Source organism: Allobosea sp. RCC_152_1 (genome assembly GCF_041360765.1).
Classification (GTDB): domain Bacteria; phylum Pseudomonadota; class Alphaproteobacteria; order Rhizobiales; family Beijerinckiaceae; genus Allobosea; species Allobosea spartocytisi.
In genome coordinates this window covers 841560-855697 of sequence record NZ_JBFUPU010000002.1, presented here as the reverse complement: position 1 = coordinate 855697, position 14138 = coordinate 841560, and the positions used below count along the sequence as shown (strand labels likewise).

The 14138-nt window shown below is 64.5% G+C and carries 8 protein-coding genes; 3 read left to right on the top strand and 5 right to left on the bottom strand.

Going from position 1 to position 14138, the window contains the following annotated elements; genetic code table 11:
• The first annotated feature begins 3 nt into the window (after positions 1-3).
• A complete protein-coding gene (locus AB6806_RS10475; protein WP_142022043.1) occupies positions 4-558 on the top strand; it encodes a carboxymuconolactone decarboxylase family protein in 555 nt (184 codons plus the stop codon).
• 420 nt (positions 559-978) lie between these two features.
• Here the strand turns inward: AB6806_RS10475 and AB6806_RS10470 are convergent, their stop codons facing one another.
• From AB6806_RS10470 to AB6806_RS10460, 3 genes are all read right to left on the bottom strand, one after another.
• Positions 979-1641: an invasion associated locus B family protein gene (locus AB6806_RS10470; protein ID WP_370954564.1), complete on the bottom strand. Its 663-nt coding sequence runs from the start codon at positions 1639-1641 to the stop codon at positions 979-981.
• The gene (locus AB6806_RS10465; protein WP_142022042.1) at positions 1638-2285 is read right to left on the bottom strand and encodes a SapC family protein; all 648 of its coding nucleotides are present in this window, start codon (positions 2283-2285) and stop codon (positions 1638-1640) included. Before AB6806_RS10465 ends, AB6806_RS10470 begins: the two co-directional genes overlap by 4 nt.
• A gap of 83 nt (positions 2286-2368) precedes the next feature.
• Positions 2369-10018, bottom strand: coding sequence for an autotransporter-associated beta strand repeat-containing protein (locus tag AB6806_RS10460; RefSeq protein ID WP_370954563.1), 7650 nt, complete (start codon positions 10016-10018; stop codon positions 2369-2371).
• Positions 10019-10494: 476 nt separating this feature from the next.
• Between AB6806_RS10460 and AB6806_RS10455 the strand changes: the two genes are divergently transcribed.
• Positions 10495-12153 (top strand): winged helix-turn-helix domain-containing protein, encoded by a 1659-nt coding sequence (locus tag AB6806_RS10455; RefSeq protein WP_142022040.1) that lies wholly within the window; start codon positions 10495-10497, stop codon positions 12151-12153.
• A 303-nt stretch (positions 12154-12456) separates the two neighbouring features.
• Positions 12457-13140: a transglutaminase-like cysteine peptidase gene (locus AB6806_RS10450; protein WP_142022039.1), complete on the top strand. Its 684-nt coding sequence runs from the start codon at positions 12457-12459 to the stop codon at positions 13138-13140.
• Here the strand turns inward: AB6806_RS10450 and AB6806_RS10445 are convergent.
• Complete coding sequence (locus AB6806_RS10445) at positions 13127-13447, bottom strand: hypothetical protein (RefSeq protein ID WP_133564751.1); 321 nt, start codon at positions 13445-13447, stop codon at positions 13127-13129. The two genes, AB6806_RS10450 and AB6806_RS10445, sit on opposite strands and share 14 nt — an antisense overlap.
• Positions 13444-13998, bottom strand: a complete 555-nt coding sequence (locus AB6806_RS10440) for a DedA family protein (protein WP_185747953.1) — start codon at positions 13996-13998, stop codon at positions 13444-13446. Before AB6806_RS10440 ends, AB6806_RS10445 begins: the two co-directional genes overlap by 4 nt.
• Positions 13999-14138 lie beyond the last annotated feature (140 nt).

Here is a 14138-nt window from a genome sequence, read left to right as displayed (position 1 = left end):
CCGATGACGACCTCTCCCTGTCCGCCGATCAGCGATGCCGACTGGCCCGAAGCCATCGCCGAGATGAAGACCGGCTTTGCCGGCGCGCTCAATGTTTACCGGACGATGGCGCATCATCCGGCCTTGCTGAAGGCCTGGGCGCCCTTGCGCCAGCATATCGTCAAGGACAGCGCGCTCGGGCCGGTGCGTTCGGAGGTGGTGATCCTGCGCGCGGCGCATCGCATGGGCTCGCCCTATGAATGGGCGCATCATGTCAGCAGGGCGCGGGCGCTCGGCATGAGCGATGCCCGCATCGCGGCGCTGCGGGGCCAGCCGGAAGGCGAGGACGGGCTGATCGTACGCGCGGTCGATGCGCTCTTCGACGACAAGCGCCTGTCGCTATCGCTCGAAGCGGAGCTCGCCGCGGCGATCGGGCGCGAGGCGGTGTTCGACCTGCTCGCGACGGTCGGCTTCTATTCGGTGCTCGGCTACATGCTGATGACCTATGAGACGCCGATCGATGAGGCGATCACGACCGAGATGTCCGAAAAGCCGCTGGCCGCCACTGCTGACCGCTAAACGCAGAAGATTGCCGCTTAATGCAAGCGGGATTCGTTCCGCCGAGAAGCGCCATGACCAGACATTGAGTGTATGCCCAGAACCGGACATCCAACACGTTTCGGAGGATTGAGCGTCGGTAAGTGGGCAGCTAGCCCCCTCACTATGTTTGGCCGGCTGCTGCTCAATCCTTTCGTCAACAGGCATCCCAACAGCCGCGTCAATGAGCAGTTGTCCTGAGCCTATCCGCCACAGCCCACTCTCAGGGGCCTAGCGTCAGAACGACGCTTCCCACGCCCCATTCACGGCTCCGTGCGACATCTGCTTCGTTTCCGGAACCCGCCCGACCATGGTGGATGTCGTACAGCGTAGCGTCCCCTCAATCCGCCGGCGAATTGCCTGCGCTGTTCACCGGTACGGGCGGATCAATCAGCTCCGAATTCAGTGCGACAGCACCGCCATGCGGTCGAGGGCGGTAGCGAAGCCTTGCAACGAGATCGAAAATGGCGTGGCGCCACCACCATCGGCGACAGCTCTCACCTTCAGCGCCGTGCCCGCGCGCAGCGCGACCAGCGTTGGGGCCTCGAAGGTCACTGAAACGAGGCAACCAGCCGGCACGCAAGTGCGGAAGCGCAGCGGCTGCATCGCAGGCTTGTCATCGATCTGGAAGGTCACGCCGGAATCGAGCGCAAGGCCGAACGGCAGGACCAGCGTCCCTGACATGGTGTTGCCGTTCGGCGCGTTGAGCTCGATGGCGAGCACCCGCTGACCGTTCTGCTGCGCCTGAACCTGCGACAGCACACAACGCTTCTGATTGCCCTGCTGCGCACAGGTGGCACGCCAGTCCTTGTAGGTCTCGTTCAGCGAGGATGCCCCACCGGGAAGACCGGACGCAGTGTTCCCGCCAGCCGGTTGACCACTGGATTGGGCCTGTGCGAGCTCGAAGCGTTGTGGGGTAGGATTGTCGTGGCTGTCGGTGATCGAATCCGCCTGGCTTGGCGTGGAGACGGCGACGCCCGCCACCATATGCACTGTCACGCCCGCAGCGATCGTCAGTGCGGCCACCGAGCCGGTTCCAAAAAAGCGGACTTTGCTGGTCATCATGCGAGCGCCTTTCGTTCGTTTGCGCGCTGCACATTGAGATCGAGCAGACCCTGAAAGCTCTGAAGCGAAGCAAGGTGGAGCGTGGCGAGATCGAGCCAGCCCTTCGCGTACCAGTCGGTGTCGGTTCTAGCGGGCAACGCCCGGAATGCCTTCTCATCCACCGCCCAGAAGCCGTTCAGCATCTGTTGGGCACCATCGGGAAACTGTATCTGGACTGGTTCGGCGTGGGCAGCTTCGCCTCGCCAAGCGCTCTGACGAACGCGAGCGTGTTGACGACATCGACATGGTAGGCGCGGCAGAAGGCCATGGCCGCCTGCGCCGTCGAAGTTGGCTTGCCTTCTCCGTCGAACCGGCGCTTCCGCGTCCGATCGCATCGATATCCAAGCAACAAAACGGTCTGACTTCCGGTCGATGGCCAGTAGCTGCGCCTTGTCGGGTGTCTCGGTCCCGATGAAGGGGGAGCGGCGCACATAGGCCGGAACATAGCTGCGCACGCCATCGGTCGCGAAGACGATCGGATAGTGGCGTATGGCGAGGGCAAACGCGCCGATGCAAAGGGGAACGGCGACGGCCTCGCTTGCAAACCCGAAATTGGTGGACGGTTCGAGACCCACATCGCTATGGTCTTCAAAGCGCAGGAGCACGGGGGCTCTGTAGAAGATTGGAAGCGCCGACGTCCCTGTCCCTGCTTGCGTGTCTTTGCTCACAGTCAACTCAGTTTCCACTTTCAGAACTTGACGTCGAGGTTCAAGCGAGCGGACTGGTCCGAGAGACCTGAGCCGAACTGGCCGCCATAGGTGACGCCGAGCGTCGCGTTTGGCGAGAGAGCGTAGTCGAGGCCGGCTTCAACCACCGCTGCATTGCGCGCGATCGGAACCCCGCCGGTCGAGAAGGCGTCGCCGCCACCGGCAAAGCGCATCGTCGAGAGCGGCGTCGCATCGCCGAAGGCGTGACGCCAGCCTGCCATACCCTTGACCGTCACAGCCGCGCCGTTGAGGTCGAAGCTGGTCGAGGCGCGAAGGCCCAATGTCGTGAAGGTCGCATCCGTGGTGGCCCCCTGGCTGGTCAGCGCAGCCGCCCCGCCCCGCTCGGTGAAGCCATCGGTATGGACACTCACATGAGTGAGGTTGGCGAAGGGCTCGAACCGGGTCGCGCCCATGGTGAAGCCGTAGCCGAGCTCGCCGAAGACCTGCGCCGTGCTGGCGTTGTAGTCGCCCTTCAGGCCATTGCCAAAGCCCGGGAACATCACGTTCCGTGAGGTCGAGACGTCATGCCAAGTGTAGGCGGCGCCGGTCCGGAAGGTGAGATCACCCCAGTTCGTGCCGCCATAAAAGCCGACATGGTAATTGTCGCTCGAGCCGGACGAGTGACGGTCCTTCACGTCGAAGCTGACGCGGCTGTAGCCCGCGACCGCGCCGAAGCGCCAGCTGTCGAGCACCGGCGCATCCGCGCCGATGAAGAATCCACCGGTCGAGCGGTTGAGGCGCGCGGCATTGCTGTCGCCATTGGTGTGCCCCCAGGAGCCGAAGCCCTGGCCCCAGACCGCCAGACGATCCGTCGTCGCGCCGACCGCAACCGGCTTGCCGTCGACATAGGTCGTGACCATGCCCTTCGCGGCGCCGGCACTCTCGAAGGCCGCACGGATGCGGTCGTTGATGGCGTTGCGAATGAAGCGGCTATCCTCGACCAGCGCCGACTTCGCCGAAGCGTGGATCTCGCCCGAGAGCTGGTCGAAGGCGTACTGCGCCTGCGGAGCCGACAGGTTCAGCACCGCATTGTAGACCGGGTTGCCTCCCCCAAGGCTCTCGACGCCGCCGCCGGTGGCGATCTGGTTCGGGGTCAGGCCGACGTTCTGGAAGCTGACGACATTCCGCGTCAGCGTCAGATAGACGTTGTTGGCGTCGTAACTGAGCGAGGGATCGAGGAAGGCGAGGTTCGAGGTCACGCTGCTGAAGGTGCCGCTCCGGCCGCCATTGGCGGTGAGGATCGTGTACTGGGTCTGCGGCGCATAGTTGCCCATGTCCGCCAGCACTCTGACCGAGCTGCCGGCGATGGTCGCCGTGCCGCTGGCGACGATCTTGTCCGACTGCCTCGCCGCGTTCACCTCGACCTCGTAGATCGAGCCCGCCGCAAAGATGACGTTTCCGGCGATGTTCAGCGTGCCGATCGAATTGCCTGGCGCAATCGTGCCCAAAACGTTCACATTGCTCACCACGCCGCTGCCTTGCAGGCGGCCGCCGGCCAGCACGTCGACGGTGCCGCCGAGTGAGCCGTTGACTGCCAGCGTGCCGTTCTCGGCCGTGGTCGTCCCGGAGAAGGCTGAGGAATTGCCGTTCAGGATGAGAAAACCCGCGCCGGTCTTGTTGAAGCGGCCATCGCCCGTCAGCACGCCGGCATAGGTGGCATCGACGCTCTGGTCGAAGGTCAGCGAGGCGCCCGAGGCAATCGCGACATTGCCGCCGAAGTGCGTGGCTGAGGTGACCAGCCTGCCGGCTTCGACCGTCCAGTCGAGCGACGACATGCCGGTCAGGCTGAGAACACCCGCGCCGCGCTTGACCATCATGCCGCCCGAGCCATTGAGCGCCGCTATGTCGCCGGCAAAGACGGCGTCGGTCGTCTGATTGAAGACGACCGTGCCGGCGTTGCCGACATTGCCCGAGATCGAACCGGCGGTGCCGATCAGCGTCCCCTCCGTCACGAGGGTGTTGCCGAAGGCGTTGGCAACATTGTCGAGCCGCAGTATGCCGGCGCCCTGCTTGATCAGATCGCCACTCCCCGACACCGTGCCGGTCAGGCCGAGGCTGGTTCCGGCGGCGATGTCGAAGCGCCCTGTCTGCGTCAGCGCGATCGACCGGGCGGTATCGAAGCTCCCCGTGGTCGCGAGGGCGCCACCGGTGAAGGACAGACCCCCTGCCGCTGCGCCGAGATTGGCGTCGCGCGACACCGACAGCACACCGCCCGCGATCGTCGTGCCACCGGTATAGGTGTTGTCGCCGGTCAGGGTGAGTGTGCCGGCGCCGGCCTTGGTGAGCGAGGTGCCGTTCCAGCCCGTCGCCAGGTTTGCCGCCCGGTCGGCGAGCACCGCTCCGACCGTGAAGGAGTCGGTCGCACTGGTCAGGGTGAAGGTGCCGTTGGCGAGATTGTTGCCGGCGGTCCAGCTCAGGCCATAGCTCGCGAGATATTGCAGGCCATCGTCCGATTTGCGGGTGGATAGGGTGAGATAATCCACCGTGCCGCTAAAGCCGCCCACGCTGACATTAGCGAAGTCGCCCACGATCCCCAGGGGGGTGTCGATCAGCACTTTGTCGAGCTGGCTCGCATCGCTGATGCCGGTGAGGTTGAAGGTAACGCCGTTGCCGATCGTGACGCTACGGGCCGACAGCGTCGGGCTGGCCGGGCCGGCGGCGATGGACAGCCCGGTGCCGTCGGCAAAGGTTGCGGCTCGTTCAAGGTTCACGGTCGCCGGTGTCTGTATCGCCAGCATGCCGCCGGTCACGGTCAGGTTGCCGCCGAGATTGTTGCTGCTGCCCGCGCTGCCGTCGCCGAACTGCAACCGGCCGCCGGAGACGGTGGTGTCGCCGATGTAGCTGTTGCTCCCGGTCAGGATCGTCGTGCCGGAGCCGATCTGCTGCAGGGCGCCGCTGCCGGAGATCGCGCCGGAGAAAGTCACCGCGTCCGAGCGGTTGAAGGCGAGCGTGCCGTTGTTGAGGACATCACCGACGATCGAGCCGCTGGTGCCGCCATTGCCGAGCTGCAGCATGCCGCCGCTGATCGTCGTGCCGCCCGTGTAGCTGTTGGTTCCGGTCAGGGTTGTCGTGCCCGAACCGATCTGCCGCACCGCACCGCTGCCGGAAATGCCGCCGGAGAAAGTCACCGCGTCCGAGCGGTTGAAGGCGAGCGTGCCGTTGTTGGCGACATCGCCGGCGATCGAACCGCTCGTGCCGCCATTGCCGAGCTGCAAAGTGCCGTCGCTGATCGTCGTGCCGCCCGTGTAACCGCTGTTTCCGGTCAGGAGCGTCGTGCCCGAACCGACCTGGCGCACGGCGCCGCTGCCGGAGATGGCGCCGGAGAAAGTCACCGCGTCGGAGCGGTTGAAGGCGAGCGTGCCGTTGTTGAGGACATCACCGACGATCGAGCCGCTCGTGCCGCCATTGCCGAGCTGCAAAGTGCCGCCGCTGATCGTCGTGCCGCCCGCGTAGCTGTTGGTTCCGGTCAGGAGCGTCGTGCCTGAGCCAATCTGCTGCACCATGCCGCTGCCGGAAATATCGCCGGAGAAGGTCATCGCATCGCTGCGGTTAAAGGCGAACGTGCCGTTGTTGAGGACATCACCGACGATCGAGCCGTTGGTGCCGCCATTGCCGAGTTGCAGCGTGCCTCCAGAGATGGCCGTGCCGCCTGTATAGGAATTGTCCGTCGAGAGGATCAGCGTGCCCGAACCGGCCTTGGTCAGCGATCTGCCATCCCAGCCGGTTGCAGGATTGGCGGCCTGATCGGTGAGCGCCACCCCCATCGTGAAGGTGTCGGAGGGATTGGTCAGCGTGAAGGTGCCATGCGCCAGATTGTTGTTGGCCGTCCAGCTCAGGCCGAAACTGGCGAGATATTGCAGATGATCTGCCGATAAGTGGGTCGAGAGGGTGAGATAGTCCACCGTCCCGCTGAACCCGCCCACTGTCACCGTGCCGAAATCGCCGTCGAAGCCGTTGCGCGTGTCGATCAGCACCTTGTCGAGCTGACTTGCATCGCTGACGCCGCTGAGATTGAAGGCGACGCCCGTTCCAAGCATGAGGCTATCGGCGGTAAGCGAGGGAACGCCGGCAGTGGCGCCGATCGACAGCGTGGTGTTGTCGCCAAAGGTCGCAACCTGAGCGACGCTCACGGTCGCCGGCGTCTGGATCGCCAGCATGCCGCCGGTCACGGTCAGGTTGCCGCCGAGATTGTTGCTGCTGCCCGCGCTGCCGTCGCCGAACTGCAACCGGCCGCCGGAAACGAGGGTGTCGCCGGCATAGGTGTTCGTGCCTGTCAGGATCGTGGTGCCCGCACCGGTCTGGCGCACCATGCCGCTGCCGGAAATATCGCCGGAGAAAATCATCGCATCGCTGCGGTTGAAGGCGAGTGTGCCGTTGTTGAGGACATCACCGACGATCGAGCCGCCCGCGCCACCACTGCCGAGCTGCAGCATGCCGCCGCTGATCGTCGTGCCACCCGTGTAGCTGTTGGTTCCGGTCAGGGTTGTCGTGCCCGTGCCGATCTGCTGCACGGCGCCGCTGCCGGAGATGCCGCCGGAGAAGGTCACCGCATCGCTGCGGTTGAAGGCGAGCATACCGTTGTTGACGACATCACCGACGATCGAGCCGCTGGTGCCGCCATTGCCGAGCTGCAGCATGCCGCCGCTGATCGTCGTGCCGCCCGTGTAGCTGTTGGTTCCGGTCAGGGTCGTCGTGCCCGTACCGATCTGCTGCACCGCGCCGCTGCCGGAGATGGCGCCGGAGAAGGTCACCGCATCGCTGCGGTTGAAGGCGAGCGTGCCATTGTTGACGACATCGCCGACGATCGAGCCGCTCGTGCCGCCACTGCCGAGTTGCAGCATCCCGCCGCTGATCGTCGTGCCGCCCGCGTAGCTGTTGGTTCCGGTCAGGGTTATCGTGCCCGAACCGACCTGGCGCACGGCGCCGCTGCCGGAGATGGCGCCGGAGAAAGTCACCGCGTCCGAGCGGTTGAAAGCGAGCACGCCATTGTTGACGACATCGCCCAGAATAGAGCCACTCATGCCGCCATTGCCGAGCTGCAAGGTGCCGCCGTTGATCGTGGTGCCGCCGGTATAAGTATTGATCCCCGACAGCGTCAGCGTGCCGGTGCCAGTTTTGACCAGCGAGCCGCCTGTGCCGGAGATCACGCCGCCCACCTCTGTCGAGAGATTGTTCGAGCCGACAGTCAGTTCGTTGGCGCCAAGCAGATAGGAGCCGCCACCTGCGATCGAGCCGGCGGTGAGTTTTTTGTCACCGGCGGCACCCGTCGAGCCCGAGAAATCGACAGTGCCAGCCGAGCCATTGATGATCTCGGCGCCACCGGCGTTGCTGTTGTGGAGAAACACAAGGCTGGAGTTGTTGATCATCCTGGCGTTGCCGGCCGCGCTGGTGGAGCGGAACGTCAGGCTGCCGTTGTTGGTGATCGCCGAGCTGCCGGCGCCGCTCGCGTCGTAGAATGTGAGATCGCTATTGTTGGTGATGCTGGCGCCGCCGGCCGTACTCGTGTCGTAGAAGGACAGCGTGGCGCCATTTGTGATGATGGCATTGGCTGCGGAGCTTGCATTGTGGAAGTTCAGCAAACCGCTGTTGTTGGCAATCGTGGCGGTGCCGGCAAGGCTGTCGTTGTAGAATAACAGATTGCTGTTGTTGGTGATGTTGCTGCCGCCGGCCGAGCTCGTATCGTGAAATTCGAGGACATTGTTGTTGGTCCCGACAGCACTGCCGGCGCTGCTGGTATTGTAGAAATAGAGTTCGCCGCTGTTGGTTATGGTGGCGTTGCCGGCACTGGTTCCATTCTGGAAGTTGGTTGTGCCGGTATTCGTGATGCCGGTGATGCCCGTGGTGGTGGCATTGGTGACGGTGAATGTACCAGCGCCGTTCACATTGACCTGGCCCTGGATCGAGCCGGCGGTGCCAGCGGTGCCAAGTTGCAATATGCCGGCGTTGATCGTGGTGCCGCCGGTGTAGCTGTGGCTGCCGGTGAGAATTGTCGTCCCGGGACCGCCTCTGGTCAGCTGCGCTGCGCCGGAGAGTGTTGCGCCAACCGTGCCGTCGCCCCAGAGGTTGAACGCGTTCGCGGCTTCGATTGTGCCAGTGCCGCTTATGCTGCCGCCATTGAAAGCGAGGATTTGCAGGCTGAGCTTGCGGCCTGCGCCGATATTGAGGATCGCCGCGCCTGAATTTGTGAATGTGGAGACGCCAAACATGTCGCGGCCAGTGAGCGACACCGAACCGTTGCCCTGGTTGTTGATGTTGCTTGTCTGGACATCAACATCGCCGCCGAGAACCTTGATCTGGCCGCTGTTGTTGACGTTGTAACCAGCCCCAGGGGAAAGTATCGCCGTGCCGCCGGGGCCATTGAAGTTGATGATGCCGCCAGCGTTGTTGTTGATGTCGCCATTGTCCATCACGACGCCGTCGGTACCGACATTGATGGTGGCATCGTTATTCAGCGTGTTGCCGGTGCCGAAAAGTGTGGCACCGGTCCCCAGGTTGATTATCCCTCCCCCGGCATTCCAGATGGTTCCGGCGGACAGCATGTTGCCGTCACCGATGTTGATCGTGCCGCCCGCATTGTTGAGGCTGGTAAAGCCGGTGGCATTTCCGGCAGCACCCAAGGCGAGCGTGACACCTGCATTTGCATTGAGAACATTGTTGTAAGTGCCGGAAATCTCCGTGGTGCCGCCGAGCAGTTCGATCACGCCGATATTGCTGCCGGTCAGCGCCGTGATGCTGTTCGTGCCGCCGGTGATGACGATCGCGGAGGAGGGGTTTCCCGACAGACCGCCGGCGCCGCCGCGCGCGCCGCCCTGAATGCTCCCGCTGTTGATGATCGTCAGGTTCTGGCCAATGATGCCGTAGCCGCCGGCCTGCGGGCGATAGGGCTGGGAGTTTAGGAAGTCCGTTCCACCGCCGCCGCCTTGGATCGTACCGGAATTGGTGATCGTCAGTCCGCTGGAGGCGGTGGCGGTGACGCCGTTGCCGCCATTGCCGCCCGCGCCGTTGCCCGAGAAGTCGGCGAAGGGATTGGCGATGCCCGGCCCGATAACGGCCGCGCCGCCGCCGCCCTTGCCGCCCGCTATCACGCCTGAATTGGCGAGGCTGGTTCCGGTCGTAACGATGATGCCGGACCCACCGCCGCCGCCACCGCCGCCGCCCGCATAGTTCCACGACTGCGCATAGTTCGCGGAGCCGGACCCGCCATTGCCGCCATTGCCACCCTTGATCGTAGCGTTGTTGGTAAGGTCCGTCGTCAGCGTGAGGCCCGCCCCACCCGCGCCGCCGCCGCCGCCGCCGGCGCCCAGGCCGTAGCCTCCGCCACCGCCGCCGCCGCTGTCCGATCCTCCTCCCGAGCCGCCACGGTTGCCCGAGCCGCCGGTCGAGCCGCCGCCGCCGTTCGACCCGGTCGTCGAGCCGTCCCCTCCGAGGCCCGCCGACGCGCCGCTGCCTGCAGTCGAAGAGTTCGGCGCATTGCCGCCGGTCCCGCCGTTCTGGCCGATGCTGTCCGCCAGCGCAGGTCCCGCCGCGAGGATCAGCGCCAACGGCGCGACGGAGTTCGCAAGCGCCGCAGCCAAAGAGGCGACGACGACACCCGATGCGGGCACACGCAGTGCGGAGCGGCTGGCGCGCACCTCGGAAATTCTGACTGCCCTCACCGCGATGCCCCGCGTGCTTTGGTGCCGGTATCGCCGCTGCCGGGAGAAGGTACCCAGGTAGCACCGCGTCGGAGCCGGATGCCGGTCACCGTCAGCGCCGTGGAGGCCAGCAACGCGGCGCGCAACAGGTTGCCCATGACGCCGCGGGCCGAAGCCGAATGCACCCCTGAAGACATCGTTCCCCCAGCCTGGAATCGGGACTTGTGTTCCCGCAGCGCATCCAGGCGTCATGCCTTTTCCGCGCTTCCCGTGATCGAGCCCCGCGAGCGCGTTCGTTGTGCTCCAGCGCCTTATGTCAGCGCGGGCCGGAAGGGTCCTGAAAGGGCGGCGGGGGAATTCTGAAATTTCGCTGAAATTTTCTTTTCCTGAGGGAATCGGGGTGGCTTTTGAGGAATCTGCGTGCTTTTGGCAGGATACCGCGGTTCTGTGGCAACGCTGGAGAAGGGGGGCAGGTGCTCAGATTCGCAGGATTTGAAGTCGATCAGCGGCGTTCCGAGCTGCGGGGCCCCGATGGCGGGACGATCAAGCTGCGGCCGAAGGCTTTCGATCTGCTGTGGCTGTTCGCCGCCAACCCCAGGCGAATCATCAGCAAGAACGAGCTAATGGAGGCGGTCTGGCCGGACGTCCATGTCAGCGACGACAGCCTGTTTCAGTGTATCCGAGAGCTTCGGACCGCGCTGGGCGATGACAGGCGCCAGTTGATCCGAGCCGTCTCCGGTCGGGGCTATCTGTTAGAGGCTGAGGTATCGGACACAACGGATACGAGCGCGCGGGAAGACGCCGCCTCGACTGTTGGCCCCGAAACGGAAAGCGAACTGGCCGGAAGCTGGCTCGATCTCAAGATGCGGCGCCGCGCCGCACTCTTGACCATGGCGGGGCTCGGCGTGTCGGCTTTGGCGGCGGCCGCGACGCGGCTTCCCCATCTCTTCGCAGGCGCGCGCCCGACCGTCGCCGTGATCCCCGTGACAACCGCGAGCAATGACCCCCTGGCCGCCCGGATGGCGGCCGGCGTCACCCGCGACCTGACCGACGGCCTGGCGAAAATCGAGACGATCCAGGTGGTGATCCCGCCCGGCGGCGCCGTACCAGCCACCGATCTCGTCGTGAGCAGTGAACTGGAGAAGACCGAAGCAGCGTGGAATTTGCGTGTGCGCATGACCGAGCCGACGACCGGCGCGGTCAAGTGGACCACATCGGTGTCGGTCGGCCTGACCGACACCGACGTGCAACTCCAGCAGACCCGCCTCACGGCCGGCATGGGCCACGCGCTGGCGCTGCGCATCAACGTGCTTCTGAATTCAGGAGAACGCTCGGCCGACGGCTTGCCGGCGGGCAGCACCAAAGTCGCCATAGAACAAGCAACGGCCTCGATCAACCAAACGACGCTGGAGCGCTTTCGTGTCGCGCAGGCGATGCTGGAACAAGCCCTCGCCGACGACGCCGGCAATGTCGACCTGCAAGTTGCGCTCGCGGCATTTCAACTGCGCGGGATTCAGATGGCCTGGTTCCCTGCTGCGGAGCGCGTGTCGGTCGAGAACCGCGTCGGCGTGGTCATGGAACGCGCGTTGCGCGCGCAGCCCAATTACATCCCGGTGCTCCAAACGCATTGCCGGTTTCTGTCGACGACTAACCGCTTCGTCGAAAGCCTGGTGGCATGCGGTAAGGTGCTCGCCCTCAATCCGTGGGACGGAAGCGCTTTGTACCTTACCGGACTTTCCCAGATCTTCTTGGGCCGTTTCGACGACGCGCTCGCAACATTCAAGCAAGCGGATCGGTTCGATACGCCACAGGTCGCTCGCTGGACATGGGCGATCGGAGCGGGCTTGGCCTGCCTGCTCATGGGGCGCGCCGAAGAAGCATTGCCCTGGCTGCAGCGATCGATAGCCATCACGTCGGCCAGCGGACGCACGCATTTGCTGCTGGCCGCCGCCTATCAGCAATTGGGCCGAACCGACGACGCCAGGGCAGCCATCGCCAAGGCCCTCGAACTGAGACCAGGTTCGACGGCACGCAATGCGCCGCCGCCCACCCGCAATACGAGCCCGGTGTATCTCAAGGCCTCCGAACGAGTCGTGAGCCTTATGATCGCCGCCGGGTTGCCTGAGAGCTGACAACACGCGACAGCGCGGGCCATTGGACGATCCTGCTTCCCAATGTGGCATGACCGCGCGGTGCCCGCTAAGTCTCGGCCGGGCGTTTTACACGCTGGCGCGGAGCCGGCGCCAGATCTCGGACAAACGGGCTCCAAAGCAGCCGGAAACGAACCGGGGCCGGACCGATATTGGCAGGCAACACCAGATCCGAGCGCCGGCAGTTGCTGTGACGCATTAACCATTAACGGGGTTTTAACTTTTCGAAAGCCCGAAAGCCGCGCTATTTTGTTAAGGAGTTGTTAACCATACGGCGGCCCCGGCATGCGTATCAGAGCCAGGTTGATCCTTTCGATTGTTGCTCTGCTTGCGCATTTTTCGATGCCGATCTCCTCGGCCGCTGCCGGTGCGACCCAAGCCGAGGGCCTGCCAGTCGCAGAGCCCGCCGCATTCGCCCGGATCGGCGGGCAAGCGAAGCCGATGATCGGCTGGACCCTGTTTTGCCAGGCGCAGCCGCTCGAGTGCAGCGAAACGCGGCTCGCTCCGGTGGCGGTGATCCTGACGCCGGGCTCATGGGCGGAGCTCAACGCCATCAACGCCTTGGCCAACAAGCAGATCAAGCCGATCGGCGACGACGACCATTACGGGATCTCAAAAATGGGGGTCCCCAATTGGTGGACTTACCCCGATGACGGATCGGGTAATTGCAATGACTATGTGCTGCTCAAGCGACGGCTCCTCATCGAGGCCGGGTGGCCGAAATCCGCGCTGCTCATGACGGTCGTCGTTACCCCCGAGGGTGAAGGGCATCTGGTTCTGACAGTCCGGACGGACCGGGGCGACCTCATCCTCGACAATGTCCGCGAGAAGATTCTGGTCTGGAACAAGGTCGGCTACCGCTTTGTGAAGCGGCAGTCCGCCGCGAACCACAATGTCTGGCTTTCGATCGAGGCCGACGAGCTTGCTCCCGCGACATCCGCGGCCTCGTCGCGGGTCAGCAGTCGTTGAGGCTCCAGTATTTGCTCACGAGCTCTCTGTCATCGTCGTCCAGGACGGCGAAAGTACCGGGGATCACGACGAAAAACCGTTGAGCCGATTTTCCCGACGCGGCGACCCGGCCGCATACGGCGAACCCCGGCATCCGCCTGCTCGGGCGAATTCTCAGATCGGACATCCTGGCTGCCGGCCCCAGTCGCCGGTTCAGTGCTTCCTGAGTGAGGCGCGGAACGTCGCCGCGCGTCGCGGGAGCTTCTCCTGGAGCAGCGGCAAGCGTGATCTGCAGGGCTGTGAGGATGGCCGCGGTCCAGCTCGTCATGGCGAAAGCATCTTTGCTGTGGTGGCGCCGGGCAAGAGCAGGGCTCCAGCCCAGAGAAATGCGGACGCCCAGTTCGAGAGATGGAAGGCGAGGGGTGGCATAGCCGACAGACCCGCGACGAGCGGGACCGTCGCGCGCAACGGCCCGAAAAAGCGGCAGCCGACGATACCGAGCCAACCCCATTGCCGAAAGAATGCTTCTGCGCGGCCCATCAATGCAGGATGGCGCAATGCGAAGCGCGAGCGCCGCATCGTTGTCTCGTACCGCCTTCCGAGCCAGTAGGAGACCCAGTCTCCCAGCGCAGCCCCTATGGAGATCGCGATCCAGATGGGCAGAAAGGCGATGCCGCTGGCGCCTATCAGGCCGCCGATCGCCAGCAATAAAGCTGTGCCGGGAATGATCAGGGAGACGAAGGCAAGGGATTTGAGGAAAGCCAGAAGAAACGCAATCGGCGCCGCCCAGGCTTCGTGAGCCTGAATAAAGGACAGAACGGGCGCAATCCATTCATTGAGAAACGCGAGGGCGCCGTGGTTTGCGAGGGTGTCCTTCAATCCGTCAGCCCCGCTGGCGCTTGTGTCGTTATGGCTCCAGCAGGCCGGTTGATCCGGGCAAGCGGCGTGCCGGGAGATGAAGAGCTGCCTTCCGTTGCCACCTTTAGTCCTCGCCTCGCGCGGCCGCAAACGTCGTCACG